The sequence below is a fragment of the Embleya sp. L77 genome (genome assembly GCF_055557415.1).
The window spans coordinates 2,129,467-2,146,088 of the sequence record NZ_CM145709.1 but is presented as its reverse complement, the minus strand read 5'-3'; the positions used below and the strand labels follow the sequence as shown (position 1 = coordinate 2,146,088).

The window sequence follows — 16,622 nt, the reverse complement described above, 5'->3', positions numbered from 1 at the left end:
CCGAGCGACTTGCGGCCCGCCGTACGGCCGACGCGGCGCCCGGCATGTCCCGGCCGGCACATAACGGTGGGAGGGGGCGGATTCGGGGACCCCGGTGGCGGCGACGTAAGCTGCATGCGCCATTGTGAAAAGCGGTCGACGAGGTCGTCGAAGCCGCCGTTACCGAAGGTGCTGCCGTGAAGCCTGTCGTATTGACCCGCTACCGGGTGATGGCCTGGATCACCGGGTGCATGCTCCTGGTCCTGTGCCTGTGCATGGTCCTCAAGTACGGGTTCGACACGGGCGAGAAGGCGACGCTCTACGTCAGCCAGGCACACGGTCTGCTCTTCATGATCTACCTGGTCGTCACCTTCGATCTCAGCAGCAAGATGAAGTGGAAGTTCGAGCGCATGCTGCTGATGATGGTCGCCGGCACGATCCCGCTCGCGTCGTTCTTCGCCGAGCGCAAGGCCGTCGAGGCGGTCCGGGAGCGCGGGCTCGACACCGCCGGCGCCACCGCCTGAGGCGTCCACTCCCGCCGCACCGTCTGCCCGACCGGTGGCCGCTCGGCCCGCTCGGCACGCGTCATCGGCTCGCAGTCAGCCCGTTTCGTATCCGCTTCCCCCGAGGATCCCCATGCTTTCCACCGCTGTCGGCCGCTTCAAGGTGATCTCGATCGCCGAGGGCACTTCGTTCCTGCTCCTGCTCGTCTTCGGCTCGCTGCTGAGCCGGATCTCGGACATCAACCTGGTCATGCCGCTGGGCCTGCTGCACGCGGTCATGTTCATCCTGTACCTGCTGGCCATGATGGACGTGCGCACCAAGCTGTCCTGGGACAACAAGACCACGCTGCTCGCCTTCATCGCGGCGATCCCGCCGTTCGGCCCGTTCGTCTTCGACTACAAGATGAAGCACAAGCTGGTCGAGCCGACCGCCGCGCCGGCTGCCGCCTGAGCGGTCGCCGGTCGGGGCCGTGCCCCGGCTCCCGGTGTTTTCGAAGCCTCCGACGTTCCGTCGGGGGCTTCGGTGTTCTCGGGGCCGTTCGCGGAGTCGGTTCCGGGGTCGTGGACATTTACTAGGACGTCCTAGTAATTTTCTCGTGCCGCGCGGGAATGGGTCCTACGACGACGGCAGCGGACAGGAGCCACGTGAACACCGAGGACATCGAAGAGGGTCGGCGGCGCTGGCAGGACCGGTACGACAAGGTCCGCAACGAGGGCATGCGCCGCACCACGCTCTCCGAACTTGAGGTCGAACCGGTCTACGGGCCGCCCGCCGATCAGCCCTACGAGGGCTTCGAACGGATCGGCTGGCCGGGCGAATTTCCCTACACCCGCGGTCTGTACGCGACCGGCTATCGCGGCCGGGCGTGGACCATCCGGCAGTTCGCCGGATTCGGCAACGCCGAACAGACCAACGAGCGCTACCGGATGATCCTGGCGAACGGCGGCGGCGGCCTCTCGGTCGCGTTCGACATGCCCACGCTGATGGGCCGCGACAGCGACGACGAGCGCTCGCTCGGCGAGGTGGGGCACTGCGGGGTCGCGGTGGACTCGGCGGCCGACATGGACGTGCTCTTCCGCGACATCCCGCTCGGCGACGTGACCACGTCGATGACCATCTCGGGGCCGGCCGTGCCGGCGTTCTGCATGTACCTGGTCGCGGCCGAACGGCAGGGCGTGGACATCGGCACGCTCAACGGCACGCTGCAGACCGACATCTTCAAGGAGTACATCGCGCAGAAGGAGTGGCTGTTCGCTCCCGAGCCGCATCTGCGCCTGATCGGCGACCTGATGGAGTACTGCGCGGCCGAGATCCCGGCGTACAAGCCGCTCTCGGTGTCGGGTTACCACATCCGCGAGGCCGGGGCGACGGCCGCGCAGGAACTCGCGTACACGCTGGCCAACGGCTTCGGCTATGTCGAGCTGGGGCTGTCGCGCGGGATGGACGTCGACGTCTTCGCGCCCGGGCTGTCGTTCTTCTTCGACGCGCACGTGGACTTCTTCGAGGAGATCGCCAAGTTCCGCGCGGCGCGTCGAATCTGGGCGCGGTGGATGCGCGACGTGTACGGCGCCAAGACCGCGAAGGCGCAGTGGTTGCGCTTCCACACCCAGACGGCCGGTGTCTCGCTGACCGCGCAGCAGCCGTACAACAACGTGGTGCGCACCGCGGTCGAGGCGCTCGCGGCGGTGCTCGGCGGCACCAACTCGCTGCACACGAACGCGCTGGACGAGACGTTGGCGCTGCCGAGTGAGCAGGCCGCGGAGATCGCGCTGCGCACCCAGCAGGTGCTGATGGAGGAGACCGGGGTCGCGGCGGTGGCCGACCCGCTGGGCGGGTCCTGGTACGTCGAGGCGCTGACGGATCGGCTGGAGGCCGAGGCGGAGGCGACGTTCGCGCGGATCCGTGAGCTGGGCGAGACGTCGCCGCACCCGATCGGGCCGATGACGTCCGGCATCCTGCGCGGCATCGAGGACGGGTGGTTCACCGGGGAGATCGCCGAGTCGGCGTTCCGCTACCAGCGGGCCGTGGAGAAGGGCGACAAGCGGGTGGTGGGGGTCAACTGCCACGAGGGCTCGGTGACCGGTGACCTGGAGATCATGCGGGTCAGCCACGAGGTCGAGCGGGACCAGGTGTCGGCGCTTGCCGTGCGGCGGGGCGGGCGGGATCAGGCGGCGGTGACTGCGGCGTTGGCCGCGATGCGGGACGTTGCACGGGGCTCGGGGAATTTGGTGCCGCCGATGTTGGCGGCGGCTCGGGTGGAGGCGACGCTCGGGGAGATTTGCGATGTCCTTCGGGAGGAGTGGGGCACATATACGGAGCCGGCGCGGTTCTGACGGGGTCGGGGGTGGCCTCGCCTGCGGCATCGGTGGCCTCAAGCGCCGGCCGGGCTGCTTGGCCTCAAGCGCCGGCCGGGCTGGTTCGCCTCAAACGCCGGCGGGGCTGAGTGGCCTCAAGCGCCGGCCGGGCTATTTGGCCTCAAGCGCCGGCCGGGCTGGTTCGCCTCAAGCGCCGGCGGGGCTGCTTGGTCTCATGCGCCGGCTGGGCTGCTTGGTCTCGTGTTGGGGTGGCGGGTTTTGTGTGCCGGCTCGGGTGGGTGGGCTCGTGGTGGGGTGGGTGGGGGGAGCATGCCGGTTACTACGAACGTGGTGAAGCGTTGGACCCAGGCGTCCGAGGCGGGTTCGGCGCTTACCAGGATGTGTTGGACCACCGTGCCGGCGATGATGTCGAAGACGAGGTCGACGTCTATGTCACCCGGGGAGGTGATTTCGCCTCGGGTTTCGGCGCGGGCGCGGCCCTCGACGACGAGGCGTTTTTGCGGGTCGACGACCTCTTCGCGGATGCGTCGGCGCAGGACCGGGTCGCTGGTGGAGTCGGCGACCAGGCCCATCAGGGCCGTGCGCATGTCCGGGCGGCCCAGGAGTGCGGCGAAGCGGCGGACCACGTCCTCGATGTCCGCGCGTAGATCCGGACCCTGATCCGGCAGTGCGAGGGTGCCGAGCATTTCCGCGACCGCGGCGATGGCCAGGTCGTGCTTGGAGTGCCAGCGGCGGTAGAGCGTGGTCTTGGCCACGCCCGCTCGTGTGGCGACGTCCCCCATGGTCAGCCCGGCCCATCCGCCGTCGGCCAGCAACGAGCGCGCCGCGTCCAGGATCGCGTCGTCCGCGGTGGTGCTGCGCGGGCGTCCCTTGCGCTGCACGGGCGGGTCGTGCGGATGGTCTCCGGCCGATTCGTCGTACACGGTCGGTCATGTTACCGATTGGTAAGGTGGGCGGCGGTGGTGCAACTCACATCCACCATTGCGGATCCTACGGTCGCGTTCCCCCCGGCGCGCCCCTTACGCTACGAGCCGTAGCGAATCGCGGTGCCTGGATGGGGATTCGAGCACACGATCGCGACTGACGACCCGTCAAGGGTCGTCGTCCGTCCCGGGGCCCGCATCCTGCGGGGACCGGGACGCGACGAGGCTTCGGCATGCGCCGGTGGGTCGCCCCGTGCATCGTTCGGCTTGCTCTCGGGGGAAGATGTCTACATGCAGCCACGGAACATGTCCATGCGCGGAGTAGTCGACCTCGGTGCGGTCAAGGCCGCCGCCGACAACGCCGCCAAGCGTGCGGCCGCGCCGGCCGGGAAGCCCGCCGCCGCGTCCGGTGCCCAACGGGTCGTCATCGACGTCACCGAGGCCACCTTCGAGACCGATGTGCTCGCGCTCTCCCAACAGGCCCCCGTCGTGATCGACTTCTGGGCCGAGTGGTGCCAGCCGTGCAAACAGCTGAGCCCGCTGCTGGAGCGCCTGGCCGAGGAATACGCCGGCCGCTTCGTGCTCGCCAAGATCGACGTCGACGCCAACCCGCGTATCGCCCAGGAGTTCGGTATCCAGGGCATCCCCGCCGTGATGGCGGTCCTGGGTGGCCAACTCGCTCCGCTGTTCCAGGGTGTGGTGCCCGAGCAGCAGGCCCGGCAGGTGCTGGACCAGCTCGTCCAGCTCGGTGAGGAGCGCTTCGGCCTGACCGGCGTCGTGGTCGACGGCGGGCCCGCCGACGCGCCCGCCGAGGCCGAGGAGGAGCCCGCCGGCGACCCGCTGCTGGCGGCCGCCGACGAGGCGCTGGAGGCGGGCGATCTGGACGGCGCGGCCCAGGCGTTCCGCAACGTGCTCTCCGACCACCCGGCGCACGCCGAGGCCAAGCTCGGCCTGATCAACACCGAACTCCTGCTGCGCACCCAGGGCGTGGACGCGGACAAGGCCCGCGTGGACGCCGCCGAGCGCCCGGACGACGTCGCGGCGCAGACGCTCGCGGCCGACCTGGACGTCCTGGACGGTCGCGCGGACGAGGCATTCGCCCGGCTCGTGGAGACCGTGCGCCGGACGGCGGGCGACGAGCGGAACAAGGCGCGCCTGCACCTGCTCGACCTGTTCGAGATCGTCGGCGCGGACGACCCGAGGGTGCCCAAGGCGCGCATGGCGCTGGCCGGCGTGCTCTTCTGATCCTGCACCTTCGATCCTTCGATCCTGCGATTCTTCGCTTGTGCACCTCCGGTCCTGTGCCTTCCGATCCTGCGCAGGCACTCGGTTCGTGATGAAGCCCCGGTCGTTCTCGTGCTCGAGAGCGGTCGGGGCTTGGTCTTTACCCATCTTTGACTATGGGTCATTTCCCTTGCCCTGCGTGGCATTTGGTGACTTACGGGTAACCCCGTAGCGGACTTATCCGGCCAAACCGCACCACCCGATACCGGTGTCGATGCCGCGCTGTGACCCGGCCGTGAGTGCCGTCCCGGAGTCGGCGTTACTCGCCGGTAACGAACCTCTTGTGTGCCGACCCGGTCGTGAAAGATGATCGGGCCGCTCGATCCGTGTCCCATTCGCCCCGGCAGCCGGTCGGTGGCTCGGGCGCGGACCTCCCCATCCAGGCCGTGCCGGTCCGTCCCAGGACAGGCAGGCCCTCCCTCCATGCCCCGCCACGTGCGGCCCTGGTCCGCACGAGGAGGGGATTCTGTCCCGAGGAGGACCATGGACAAGAAGGTTCAGGCGGGTAGCGGCAAGACTCGCTGGAAGCGGTTCGGCATCACCCTCATACCGGTCGCGGCAATGACCGTCGGTGTGTTCGCGGGGGTCGCCAACGGTGTCGTGCCGGTCAACATCACGGTGTCCGGTGGCAACTTCAAGGTGCACGCGGACGAGATGGACGCCACCGACTTCTCGCAGTACGGCGAGGCGCTCAAGCGCAAGAACGGCGCCGACGTGCCGGTGGCCACGGCGGCACTCGGCACCGCGCAGATCACCAACATGTGTCAGTCGGTGCGCGTGCCCGGTACTCCGCTCGTCATGCAGATCAAGGCGGGCGGGAACGGTCGGCCCGCGAAGGCCGAGAACATGACGCTCTCGATGGATTCGCTCGACGGCGACGCCTACTTCGAGAACATCGACATCGGCGTGGACGCGTCGACCATGGGCAAGGACAACGGCGTTCCGTGGGCCAAGGGTCCCAAGGACATCGGCAACGGTGCCCCGAACATGTTCGGCCAACAGGCCACCAAGGCGAAGTTCACCAACGTGAACCAGTCCGCGTGGATGGTCCAGGCAGGCAAGTTCTGGCTCAATGACCTGCACCTGAAGGTCGGCGGCCCGAGCCTGGAGTGCTTCTGACGCATCGTCGGCTGCGGGGGGCAGGTCCGCCCGCAGCCGGTCCGCGGTACCGCAGCAACACTCCAGGGAGTCGAGAGTGACCGCAGAACAGCGGCAACCCAGCGCGCTGGGACGTGGATGGCAGGCGTTTCGGAGTTGGCGCAAGGAACGGCCCTTCTGGGCCGGGCTCTTCACGATCCTGGGTTCCGGCCCGATCCTGTGGGCGCCCTACGCGACACTCAGCGCCGGTGACATCACCTTCAAGATCACCCAGATGGGCGGCGTCTCGGCGATCTTCATCGGCGCGATCCTGATCCTGTCCGGGATTGCGATCTGGCTGAACCCCAAGGCCAGGGTGTACATCGGGATCTTCGTGATCCTCGTGTCCCTCGTGTCGTTCATCGTCGCCACCTTCGGTGGGTTCTTCGTCGGGATGTTGTGCGGCTTGATCGGCGGCACGCTCGCGATCTCGTGGGTGTACCTGCCGGCGGGAGAGGAAGCCGGCGAGGACCGCTCGGATGACGACGACCAGGGCGGCAGCGGGGACGAACGAGTTCCCGACGAAACGTTGGTCGAGGACGGCTTCCTCGCGCAGGCTCTGAACGGAAAGGCCCCTGATGCCTCGGGGGAAGCATCGACCGGGTCGGAGACCGACCGGCCCGGTGACGGTGCCCGAGGGGCGGCCTCGCCGCGCGTGGCGCTGGCGACGATCGCGACGGCCATGATCGGCGTCGTGGGTGTCGTCGGCATCGCCCAGGCGTCGCCCAGCGATGAACTGCCGAGCAACCCGTACGCGGACGGTCCGTGCGTTTCGGCGAGTCCCACGACTTCGTCGAGCACGTCGGCGCCGCCGAGCACGGCGAGCACGGCGCCGAGCACGACCCCCGCCAAGTCGGTGGCCTCCACGCCGGCCGGCAAGGCGGGGCAACCCGCTGCGGCGGCGTCCCTCCCGGCGGCCGAAACCAGGGCGTCGGAGTCGAAGTCGCCGCAAGCGGGGACACCAGCACCGAAGTTGCCCGAACTCAAGCTGCCCGAGCTGAAATTGCCCGAGTTGTCCCTGCCCGGACTCCCGGGGCTCGGGTTGCCCGGGATCAAGCTCCCGCCCAAGGCATCGACCGCACCGGCGGTACCCGTCGCGCCGGTCGCTCCGGTGGAAGCTGCGCCGTCGGCACTCGCGACGACCACGCCGCCCGCGACGGTGGCGGCCACGCCTTCCGGCAAGGCTGCGCCCCGGTCCGCCACGACATCGGCGAAACCGTCCGCCACGTCGTCCCCGGCCAAGCCGACGAACGGCAAGACGCCGTTTCCGTGCCCGATCGAGGGCCCGGTGGAGGCCAAGGCCGGATCCGGCGAACCGCCGGTCGCGGTCGATCCGTTCGTGCTCAGATCCAATCTGCTGGCGATGGCGGGTCTGAACTACGAGGGTGTGGTGAAGGTGAAGACCCTCCAAGGGGCCGAGGAACCGGCGCTGAAGTTCACCGTCTCGAAGGGGATCGACATCTGGAACCTGTCGATGACGGTGAAGGAAGCGTCGGGCAAGGACGTCGCCATCACGGCCCGAGAGGGCAGCAAGTCCTGGATGGAAGCGGATACGAAGACGACGATGTACGTCAAGTACCTCAAGGGCAACATCTTCGGAGTCGTTCCGATCACCTTCACCCCGGACAGTCCGCCGCCGATCAACGTTCCCGTCGTGTTCTTCACCAACGTGGAGTCCGCGATGTACACACAGTTGGGTGGTCGGATGCACATACCCGGGTATGGGATCAACAAGGATCACATTCGACAGTGACTCGGCTCCGCCGATTGCCGTCATGCGATGCGCCCCGGAACCCACCCGGTTCCGGGGCGCATCGGCGTGCGTGGCCGGCGTGTGCGGGCTACGCGTCCACGTAGCGTTCGCGGAACATGGCCAGGACGTTTGCGGACGGCAGGCTCGGCCACAGCGTCACGCGGCCGTTGCGGCGGTCCACGATCCACTGGCCGGCGCCGACGTTGGCCATCGGGTCGGGGTCCGGGTAGATCGCCTGGACCAGCCAGCCGTACTCGAACTCGGTCATCACGAAGTCGGTCGGCGCGTTCGGACCGCCGCCGACCACGTGCCGGCGGGCCTTGTCCCGGGCCTCGCGCTCGTCGATCGGCCGCGGCGACAGCGGCGCGTCGGCCGGTGCCAGGTCCAGGCGGGTCGGACGGCGGCCCTCGATCAGCGCGATCAGCGCGTCGTCGAAGGTGTCGGCCACATGCCACAGATCGCCCCACCACAGGTACACCGCACCGCGCGGGTCCATCGCCAACCGGCCGCGGCCCAGGTCGTATTCGCCGACCGGGGTGAGCGGCCGACCCAGCGCCGCGCCGTATGCGGCGAGCACGTCGCCCGCGTACAGCCCGACCATCGGGTCGATCCGGAACGGCATCCGGGACATGTCCACGCCGGGACCGTACTGATGCACCGTCATCCCGCCGAACTCCCACAGCGCCTTGATCGCGCTCGGCGGGACGTCGATGCCGGCCGTGCCCAACGCCCGGTACCAGCGCAGGAGTTCCTCTTCCGGGATGTGGATGCCGGGCTGCCAGCCGGTGGCCGTGAGGGCCTGGGCCACGGCCTCGGGGAAGCGGTTGCTCATGAGGCGGGCACCTCCAGGATCGTGACCCCGAGGGCCGCCAGCGCGGGCGCGCAGGACGAGCAGGGCGGGATCGGCCGTTCGTGCGCGGGGTCGTTCGGCTCGCGCAGCAGGATCGCGGCGATCGTCGCACCGCGCAGCAGGTGTCGCATCCGGTCGAGCACGACCTCGTGATCGGGGTCGTGCGTGCCCTCGGCGGCCAACGAGGCCTCCGCCTCGACCGCGACCTGGGACATCAACAGGGCGTCGGGGCACCGGCCGTGGAACACCGAGCGCATCGCGGGCTCGGTGCGGTCCAGCAGCGCGGTCACGGCCGGGTGCAGGTCCACGCTCGTGGTGTGTGCGCCGACCGCCGTCATCGGCTCCATGCCCGGGCGTTGCAGCGCCGCACCGACGCCGGGCGGCAGCAGATTGTCGAACATCAGTCCTCGTCCGTTCCCTTCGTGATGCCGCGTCAGGGACGCAGGTCGGCGGGCAGGCCCGCGCCCGCGTGCTCGGCGAGGACCGGTCGGTAGTGCCCGCCGGCGACCGCGGTGCGGGCGATCTCGTCGAGTTCGCTCGGTACTTGGATCAGCTCGTCGGCCAGCAGCGTGGTCACGTCGTCGGCGAGCCGGGACAGCAGGGCGACCGTCGCCTCGGGGGAGTCGCCCCGGCGGGCGTACCGGTCGTCGTTGTCCCAGTACCAGACCGAACCCGCGTCCGCCCCCTGCGTCTTGAGCACCAGGGCACCGCCCTGGACCCACGCGACGGCCAGGAAATCGCCAGTCAGCCGATCGGTGAGGCGCGCCGCGACGTCGAGCAGATCGTAGGGGTCGTACTCGCCGTAGAGGTTGAAGAACTGCTGGTCCAGCACGAATCCGTGGCGCATGTGCACCGCGGGCCGGGCCGGCGGACCGCCGCCGTTGTCGATCAGCAACGCGCGGTACGCCTGCGGGAGTCGGTACTTGAGGTACTTGTTCTCCAGGTGGGTCAGGTCGACGTCGGTGAGCGGCCGGCCCACGTGCAGACCGGCCGGCACCCGGGGCTGTTCGGCCGGGCTCCACAGGCCGGTGCGCTCGCGGTCGACCGTCATCGTGGCCACGCCGCCGTGGTGCCGCAGCGCGTTCTTGACGTCGACCGGGACCAGGTAGAGCCGGCGTACGTGCGGAGCGTGGTGCCAGGTCCACCCGCGCGGGGTCGCGGTCTCGACCGTGTCGGCATACAGCGGGTCGCCGGTGCCGGCCGCCGCGAGGTTGGCGGCGAGCACGTCGGTGACCCGCGCCTCGTCGATACCCAGACCCGGCGGTACCGGGCCGGTCTCGATCATCACCCGCGCATACGGCAGGAAGTCCGGGAATCCGTACAGGTCGACGAAGATACCGTCCGGGTATACCCGGCTGCGCGACGTGCGGCCGAAATCGACGATCGAACCCGCGAATTCGGCGGCCGGAGAGTCGCCGTGCTCGGTGCCGGTGTCGGTCATGCCGCGGTCCTCTCCTTCATGTCCGGTATTTCATCGGGGCGGGGCGGTGTGTCATCGCTCCCACCTCAGGACTCGGAATCCAGGAACGGGGAGGTCGGATCGATCTCCCACAGCTCCAGGAATTGGGCGAACGTATCGGCCACCTTGCGCAGGTTGTTGGCCGAGATGTATTCCGGGGTGTATTCCTCGTCGGTGTCGAGCGTCGATTCGCTCCAATACCAGAGCGACCCGGATTCCGGTTCGGTGACCTTGATCGCCACGATTCCGGTGGTGAGTCGGGTGACCGGCAGATAATCCAGGGTGAGGACGTCCCGGCAATAGCCGTGGGCGTAGAGCAACTCGGTGTGCGGATCGCCGCCCGTGCGGTAGCCGTAGAGGTCGTCCTCGGGATCCAGGCCACGTGGCATGAGCTGGGCCGCGACCGGGAAATCGGCGCCGTTGGTCGCGGCCAGCCAGGCGCGATACTCGGCCGGCAGGGCGAACCCGAGTTTCCCTTCGAGTTCGCGCAGGGCTTCTTCCGAGAGTGTCCCTCGCGGCGTCAATTCGACGGTCACTGCTGAGCTCCTGGGTTGCCGTTCGAGGTGCCGGTCGAGCCATTGGCCGAGGGATCGGGGGCCATGGCACTGGCGATCCCGCCGTGATGTTTCACCGCGTAGTGTACTGCGAACGGTATGAGCATCATGGTTCGTGTGCCCTCGACGTGATGCCAGACGTAACCCGGTGCGCTACGACCCGGCCGGACGCCCGCCCACATCGGATCGTTCCGGAATTCCGCATTGCCCTGGCGGATATCCAGCTTGCGCTGGTCGTCGTTCGCTTCCGCGCGGGCTTCCTTGAATTTCTTGGTGCCGTCCGGCCCCGGCGGGAAGTCGCTGCGTTCGGGCGGGGCGATGACGGTATGCGGAAGATTGATCGTGCGGACCGCGTAGGGCGTGAAGTCCGGATATCCCTGGAGATTGATGTAGACGCCGTCGGGAAAATGGTTGTCCAGCGTCGCGGCGGCGAAGTGCACGATCTGGCCCGCGTACCCGGAGTTGATCGGGTAGCGCCGGGCACCGGTCATGTCCCGGCCGCGCGCGGCCAACTCGGCGCGGCGCGCGTCCAGGTCGGGGCCGGTCAGCAGTTCGCCGTCGTCCCCGCGCAACAGCCGGTCGAACTCGTCCCGGGCCTGCCGCTCGGCGCTGGTGAGGTCCTCGGGGTTCGGGTGGTCGACCAGCGCGTCGATGCCGTCGGCATCGAACATGCGCAGGAGCTTCGCCCGGTTGAGGTTGGTTCGCGGCGGTGCGCCGGTGTCCGGGTGCGGGTCGTCGGAGCGTGCGCTCTGCGGCATCTCGAACTCGGCGTCGCCGCGGTGGGTGTCCCACGTCAGGTTCGAGCGGTCCGCCATGAACGACGGATCGCGGGTGGCGTGCAGGTCGTACGGGGACTGGCCACCGCGGACGTCGTCCGGCTTCGGCGGGTTCGGATTGCTCGGGGCGGTGCCGTTGGGGTTGGGCGCGGGGGTGGGGTTCGTCGCGGCGTTGGGGTCGAAGTTCTCCGCCGCCGGACGGGTCGCCATGAACGCCGCGACCTCGCGCTCGATGTCGTCGCGCCGACCGTCGTGCGCGGTCGGCCGATCGCCGGTCGGGCTCGCCGTGGTCGCGGGCTCGCCCAGCGGCCTCGGGTTGGGCCGCATCGGCGACGCCAGCGGCGGCGTCGTGTCGATCGGAGCGGGCGGATTGCTCTGGGCGTGCCTCGGCGGCGGCGGGGTGGCCGGCGTCGGGTTCGGGCTGCTGCCGGGCGTGATGCCCCCGGTCGGATTCGGCGCGGAGCCGGGCATCGGACCCGTGACGTTGTCCGGCAGATCACCGGGCGCCGGGTTGTGCGGCGCGGGGTGGACCGGGCCGGTCTGGAACGGCTGCTGCTGGTGCGGCGCGGGCTGCACCGGCGGCGGGTTGTGCGGTGCGGGCTGGACCGGCTGCTGGTTGTACGGGTTGTTTTGTACCGGCTGTTGCTGGTGCGGGGTGGGCTGGTTGTAGGGCCCGGGATCCTGCGGTGGCTGGTGATACGGGCCCGGCTGTTGCTGCTGGTTGTGCGGGCCGGGCTGCACCGGGGCCTGGTGGTGGGGAGCAGGCTGCGCGTACGGCGGTTGCTGCTGCTGTTGCGTGTACGGATTCGGCTGGACCGGCTGCTGGTTGTACGGGTTGTTTTGTACCGGCTGCTGGTGGTGCGGCTGGGCGTGCGGGGGCTGCTGCTGGTTGTACGGGCCTGGTTGTTGGTGCCCGTTGTACGGGCTCGGTTGGAGCGGCGGCTGCTGCTGGTGGTGCGGAGCGGGCTGCACCGGCGGCGGTTGTGGCTGCTGGTGGTGCGGCTGCGCGTACGGCGGCGGCTGCTGGTTGTACGGGGTGGGCTGCACCGGCTGTTGGTTGTACGGGTTGATCGGCGGCTGGTGCTGGTGCTGGTGGTGCGGCAGCGGAGGCGGAGGTGGTGGTGTTGCGACGGGCTGGGTGACCGGCGGGGGCGACATGGATACCGGTTGGGCGTCCGGGCCCAGCGTGATGGCGTAGACGCTTGTCGCGTTCGGCTGCGGAGTGGTTGCGATCTGGTTCGTCTGCGGGTCGACGTAGAGGATGTCGCCGCCCACGTTGACCGCGGCCCAGGCGTGCGAGCTGTGCACGACCTTGACCGAGCCGTCCGGTTGCACCACATTCCGCGGCGGCCACTCGGTGACGATGTAGGAGATCGAGCCGGGCCCCGAGGCCCGCAGCGCCGCTTCCAACCGAGCGAAGCCGGCACCCGGGTTGTTGCTGCCGTCCGGGTTGACGCCGAGTCGGTTCCACGGCGCGTTCGCCTCCTGCGCCGCGCGGGCCATGCCGTTGGTTTCACCGGTGTTCTCGCCCGGCATGCGGGCGGCGGACACCTCCGGACGGCCGAACCAGGTGCGGCCGAAGGCCAGTACGCCGTCCAGGCAGTTGATGTTTCGGCCGGGGACCTGGAGGCCGCCGTCGTTTTGCAGCCGGAACCATCGGCCCAGTCGGGGGTCCGGATGCACCACGGGAGTGCCGTCGGGATTGCGCGGGACCGCGTTGTTCAGCGCCGCCGCGTCGCTCCAGTTGGGCGGGAGCAGGCCGCCGGGCTGGTTGAGCGGACGCGATGCGGACAGCGGTGGGCGGTTCGCGATCGGACTGCCGGGCGCGGGCGGCGGGGCGTGCTGCGGCATGGGTTGCGCGTACGGGTTGTTCGCGACCGGGCCATTGCCGTATGGCGTCCCGTTGTAGGGGGAGGGCGCGTTGTTGTTCTGGTGGTACGGGCCGGGCTGATGCGGCGGGGGAGCGGCCGGGGTGGCGTGGTTCGGGGTGGTCGCGACGTTCGGGCCCTGGCCGAAGAGACCGCGCATGCGGTCGCCGAGGCGTTGGATCGTGTCGTGGAACGGGCCCGCCTGATTCGGCCGCACCGGCGCGCCGGGCGGCGTCGTGGTCAGCGGTCCGCCCGGCTGCGGAGTCGCGTCGACCGTGGTGTCGCCGTTGCCGTCCCGGACCGGGGTGGGCGTCGGGTCCCCGGTCGGATGGGAGGCCAGGTCCGGCCGACCGGCGGGGTCGTCGGGGGTCGGATCCGTGTCCCGGTCCGGATCGCGGTTCGGATCCCGGTTCGGGTCCTTGCCGGGGTCCTGGCTCGGGTCGTGATTCGGATTCTGGTGGGTGTCCCGAAGCGAGTCCGGTCGTGCATCCGGGGTCGGGGTCGGGTCCGTCGTCGGGTCCGGCCGGTGTCCGGTGTCCGGCGCGGTGTCGGGCGTGACGTTCGAATTCGCGTCCGTCGTCGGCCCCGACGTCGGGTCCGGACCGCTCTCCGTCGGGTCGGTCGCGGGGGCGGGGGTGTTGTCGGCCGGGCTGTCCTGTCGCTGACCCGGAATGTGGTTCGCGTCCGGAGAAGTGCCGTTCGGCGTACCGGTGGACGGCGAAGTGCCGTTCGAAGTCGCCGAGTTCGGATCGGCCGAGTTCGAGGTGGACGAGTTCGACGTGATCGAACTCGGCGTCGCGCCGTTCGGGGTGCCGGTGGTCGGGGCACCCGTGGTCGGGCTTCCGGTCGTCGGCGTCGCGCCACCCGCGGGGCGGGTCGCAGTCGGCGTGCCGGCGGAGTTCGCCGTGCCCGAAGTGCCGTTGTTGGCAGCGGAGTTGTGTGACGAACCGGTACTCGCACCCGAGCCCGTACCCGTACCCGTACTTGCACCCGTGCTCGCAACCGGGGTCGTCGCAGCCGCTGTGCTCGTCGTCGACACGTTGGTGGTCGTGCTCGGACCGGACGCCGAGGACGGCGTCGTGGACGACGTCGAACCGATCGGGGACGAACTGCTCGTGGTGGGCGCGGTACTCGCGGAGGCACTCGTGGTCTGGACGCCGCCGCCCGCGTGGCCGGTGCTCGCCGGGCCGCCCACGGACGGCGAACCGCCGCTCGGACCGGAGGAGCCGGTCACGGACGGCGAGCCGCCCATCGCAGGGGAATTGCCGGCGCCCGGTGTACCGCCGGTGCCGGGCATGCCACCAGGCTGCTGGCCGCCGCTCGGCGGCGCCTGCACGAATGTGTTGTTCTGCGACGAGCCGCCGTCGTGGCTCGGCACGCCGCGTGGCACGTCGTTGCCGTGGCCGGTCACCCCGCCCGGTGCGTCCGTCGCGGGAGGCGCCGCGGCCGAGGCGCTCTGGGTCGCGACCGGAGCGTGTGAGGGCCTGTGGTCCCCGCCCGGGCTACCCCCGGAATTCCCGCCCGAGTTGCCACCGGAATTGCCACCCGAGTTTCCTGAATTTCCGCCGGAGTTCCCGGAGTTGCCGCCCGTATTCCCGGAGTGCCCGCCCGAGTTGCCCGAGTTACCGCCGGAGTTCCCCTCGTCCCCGCCCGAATGACCCCCGGAATTCCCCGAGTTCCCGCCCGAGTTACCCGAGTTCCCGGACGCGTTGTGCGACGAGCCGCCGTTCCCGCTCCCGTTCCCGCTCCCGTTCCCGATCCCGTTCCCGTTGCCGTTCGACCCGCCGTTCCCGGAACCGTTCCCGTTCGACCCGCCCGAGCCGTTCGACCCTCCGCCGTTCGCTCCGCCGTTGCCGGAGTTCCCGCCGTTCGGGTTGAGTGTCGAATCGATTCTGTTGCCGCCGTTCACCGGCCTGTTGTTGCCGCCCGGGTTCGGCCCGCCCAGGTTCGGCGGGTCGAGGCCGGGGGTGTTGAACGCGTTGCTCACCCGGTCGCCGAGCTTGGACGCGCCGTGGTCGGTCGCGCCGCCCAGGCCACCACTGGCGAAGGTCTCCCAGTTCACCGGACCGCCGGTGGCCACCGTGCCGGCGACCTCGGCGCTCACGTTGGAGGCCAGCGAGGTGGTGACGCCCTTGACGCCCAGTTCGGCGCCCTCGCCGAAGACCTTCTTGCCGAGGCCGTTCACGCCGATCGCGGCCAGGCCACCGGCCGCGCCGCCGCCCGCGGCCAGCGCGGTCTGCTTGATCGAGTAGCCGTCCTGCGAGCCCCAGGTCATGTGGATGAACTGGGAGATGATGTCGTCGCGCACCTCGGAGAGTGCTTCGAGGGCGACGTTCTTGAGCAGTCGGCGCACCATCGACGCCTCGATCCGCCCGAGCATCCGGCGCAGCACCTGCATGAAGGAGAAGCGCAGCGCGGCGGTCGAGGCCGCGGCGGTTCCGGCGGTGATGCCCAGGGTGATCGGAGCCGCGGCGATCTGGGCCAGGATGGCCGCGCCCTGGATGGTCGCCATCGTGACGAACTCGATCTTGGTGGCGTAGATCGTGTCACTCGTGTCGTCCGCCGCGCCGCCGAGCGCCTTGGAGGCGGCTTCCAGGGCCGGGAAGAACGCCTTGTCGCCCTTGCTCAGCTTGTCCCACATCCGAAGGAAGGCTTCCATGCCCTTGCCCTCGTTGGCGGCGTTGAGCTTGTTGACGGCCGCGGCAAGGTCCCCCGCGACCTTGGCGAGTTCACCGCCGGCGTGCTCCCAAGCCTTGCCCAGTGCCTCGCACTTGTCCTCGTCGCCTTCCGGCCAGTCGACACCGACCAGGAGTTCGAGGACCTTCTCGACGATCTCCCCCGCTTCGACCGCCATCAGGCCTTGCCGCCGAAGGTCTCGCGGTTGTGGTCCTCGGTCTTCTGGTAGTTGGCGGCGGACGTGTCCAGGCCCTTGCCGATCTCGCCGAGACCCTTGGCGAGCGCTTCGAGCGCGTCGAGCACCTTGTCCCGGGCGGGCTTGTACTCCTTCGCGAACCCGTTGCCGAGATCGTCGTCGCCCCAGCACTCGCCGAGGCCCTCGATGGACGTCTTGAGCGTCGCCCGTATCTCACCGACGCGCCTTCCCGCGTCGGTGAAGGCCTTGCCCGCCGTCTTGAAGTCCGAGGGAAGGGCCTTGTATCCCGTACCCGCGTCCGCCGTCATGTGAGAACACCCCCGTGTTCCGTGTCTCTCTGGCTGTCGC

At 69.8% G+C, this 16,622-nt stretch carries 13 protein-coding genes; 6 read left to right on the top strand and 7 right to left on the bottom strand.

Going from position 1 to position 16,622, the window contains the following annotated elements; all coding sequences use genetic code 11:
* Window positions 1-176: 176 nt before the first annotated feature.
* The 3 genes from ACZOOI_RS08655 (at window position 177) to ACZOOI_RS08645 (ending at window position 2,816) form a co-directional block, all read left to right on the top strand.
* Window positions 177-503, top strand: a complete 327-nt coding sequence (locus tag ACZOOI_RS08655) for a DUF3817 domain-containing protein (RefSeq protein ID WP_465280167.1) — start codon at window positions 177-179, stop codon at window positions 501-503.
* Between the two features lie 112 nt (window positions 504-615).
* A complete protein-coding gene (locus ACZOOI_RS08650) occupies window positions 616-933 on the top strand; it encodes a DUF3817 domain-containing protein (RefSeq protein ID WP_391581269.1) in 318 nt (105 codons plus the stop codon).
* A gap of 266 nt (window positions 934-1,199) precedes the next feature.
* Complete coding sequence (locus ACZOOI_RS08645; protein ID WP_465281147.1) at window positions 1,200-2,816, top strand: acyl-CoA mutase large subunit family protein; 1,617 nt, start codon at window positions 1,200-1,202, stop codon at window positions 2,814-2,816.
* A gap of 194 nt (window positions 2,817-3,010) precedes the next feature.
* Here ACZOOI_RS08645 and ACZOOI_RS08640 read toward each other — a convergent pair whose 3' ends face one another.
* Entirely contained in the window at window positions 3,011-3,721 is a 711-nt protein-coding gene (locus ACZOOI_RS08640; protein WP_465280166.1) for a TetR/AcrR family transcriptional regulator, read from the bottom strand.
* A 291-nt stretch (window positions 3,722-4,012) separates the two neighbouring features.
* Here ACZOOI_RS08640 and ACZOOI_RS08635 point away from each other — a divergent pair, with 291 nt between their 5' ends.
* The 3 genes from ACZOOI_RS08635 to ACZOOI_RS08625 all read left to right on the top strand — a co-directional run bounded on the left by ACZOOI_RS08635 (window position 4,013) and on the right by ACZOOI_RS08625 (window position 7,895).
* Window positions 4,013-4,966: a tetratricopeptide repeat protein gene (locus tag ACZOOI_RS08635; protein WP_465280165.1), complete on the top strand. Its 954-nt coding sequence runs from the start codon at window positions 4,013-4,015 to the stop codon at window positions 4,964-4,966.
* A 522-nt stretch (window positions 4,967-5,488) separates the two neighbouring features.
* The gene (locus ACZOOI_RS08630; RefSeq protein ID WP_020555424.1) at window positions 5,489-6,124 is read left to right on the top strand and encodes a DUF6230 family protein; all 636 of its coding nucleotides are present in this window, start codon (window positions 5,489-5,491) and stop codon (window positions 6,122-6,124) included.
* A gap of 76 nt (window positions 6,125-6,200) precedes the next feature.
* A complete protein-coding gene (locus ACZOOI_RS08625) occupies window positions 6,201-7,895 on the top strand; it encodes a DUF6114 domain-containing protein (RefSeq protein WP_465280164.1) in 1,695 nt (564 codons plus the stop codon).
* An 88-nt stretch (window positions 7,896-7,983) separates the two neighbouring features.
* Here the strand turns inward: ACZOOI_RS08625 and ACZOOI_RS08620 are convergent, their stop codons facing one another.
* The 6 genes from ACZOOI_RS08620 to ACZOOI_RS08595 all read right to left on the bottom strand — a co-directional run bounded on the left by ACZOOI_RS08620 (window position 7,984) and on the right by ACZOOI_RS08595 (window position 16,582).
* Entirely contained in the window at window positions 7,984-8,727 is a 744-nt protein-coding gene (locus ACZOOI_RS08620; protein ID WP_465280163.1) for an SUKH-3 domain-containing protein, read from the bottom strand.
* Complete coding sequence (locus tag ACZOOI_RS08615) at window positions 8,724-9,146, bottom strand: YwqJ-related putative deaminase (protein WP_465280162.1); 423 nt, start codon at window positions 9,144-9,146, stop codon at window positions 8,724-8,726. Before ACZOOI_RS08615 ends, ACZOOI_RS08620 begins: the two co-directional genes overlap by 4 nt.
* A gap of 32 nt (window positions 9,147-9,178) precedes the next feature.
* Window positions 9,179-10,186, bottom strand: coding sequence for an SMI1/KNR4 family protein (locus ACZOOI_RS08610; protein ID WP_465280161.1), 1,008 nt, complete (start codon window positions 10,184-10,186; stop codon window positions 9,179-9,181).
* A 65-nt stretch (window positions 10,187-10,251) separates the two neighbouring features.
* Complete coding sequence (locus ACZOOI_RS08605) at window positions 10,252-10,740, bottom strand: SMI1/KNR4 family protein (protein ID WP_391581277.1); 489 nt, start codon at window positions 10,738-10,740, stop codon at window positions 10,252-10,254.
* Window positions 10,737-16,256, bottom strand: a complete 5,520-nt coding sequence (locus ACZOOI_RS08600) for a toxin glutamine deamidase domain-containing protein (RefSeq protein WP_465280160.1) — start codon at window positions 16,254-16,256, stop codon at window positions 10,737-10,739. The genes ACZOOI_RS08605 and ACZOOI_RS08600 overlap by 4 nt, the downstream gene beginning before the upstream one ends.
* Window positions 16,256-16,582, bottom strand: a complete 327-nt coding sequence (locus ACZOOI_RS08595) for a WXG100 family type VII secretion target (protein ID WP_396006874.1) — start codon at window positions 16,580-16,582, stop codon at window positions 16,256-16,258. Before ACZOOI_RS08595 ends, ACZOOI_RS08600 begins: the two co-directional genes overlap by 1 nt.
* Between the last annotated feature and the right edge of the window lie 40 nt (window positions 16,583-16,622).

Excerpts from the sequence above, each read along its gene's own strand:
- ACZOOI_RS08650 (WP_391581269.1), top strand. The coding sequence starts at position 616 with ATGCTTTCCACCGCTGTCGGCCGCTTCAAGGTGATCTCGATCGCCGAG.
- ACZOOI_RS08645 (WP_465281147.1), top strand. The coding sequence starts at position 1,200 with ATGCGCCGCACCACGCTCTCCGAACTTGAGGTCGAACCGGTCTACGGG.
- ACZOOI_RS08635 (WP_465280165.1), top strand. The coding sequence starts at position 4,013 with ATGCAGCCACGGAACATGTCCATGCGCGGAGTAGTCGACCTCGGTGCG.
- ACZOOI_RS08630 (WP_020555424.1), top strand. The coding sequence starts at position 5,489 with ATGGACAAGAAGGTTCAGGCGGGTAGCGGCAAGACTCGCTGGAAGCGG.
- ACZOOI_RS08620 (WP_465280163.1), bottom strand. The coding sequence starts at position 8,727 with ATGAGCAACCGCTTCCCCGAGGCCGTGGCCCAGGCCCTCACGGCCACC.
- ACZOOI_RS08615 (WP_465280162.1), bottom strand. The coding sequence starts at position 9,146 with ATGTTCGACAATCTGCTGCCGCCCGGCGTCGGTGCGGCGCTGCAACGC.
- ACZOOI_RS08610 (WP_465280161.1), bottom strand. The coding sequence starts at position 10,186 with ATGACCGACACCGGCACCGAGCACGGCGACTCTCCGGCCGCCGAATTC.
- ACZOOI_RS08600 (WP_465280160.1), bottom strand. The coding sequence starts at position 16,256 with ATGGCGGTCGAAGCGGGGGAGATCGTCGAGAAGGTCCTCGAACTCCTG.
- ACZOOI_RS08595 (WP_396006874.1), bottom strand. The coding sequence starts at position 16,582 with ATGACGGCGGACGCGGGTACGGGATACAAGGCCCTTCCCTCGGACTTC.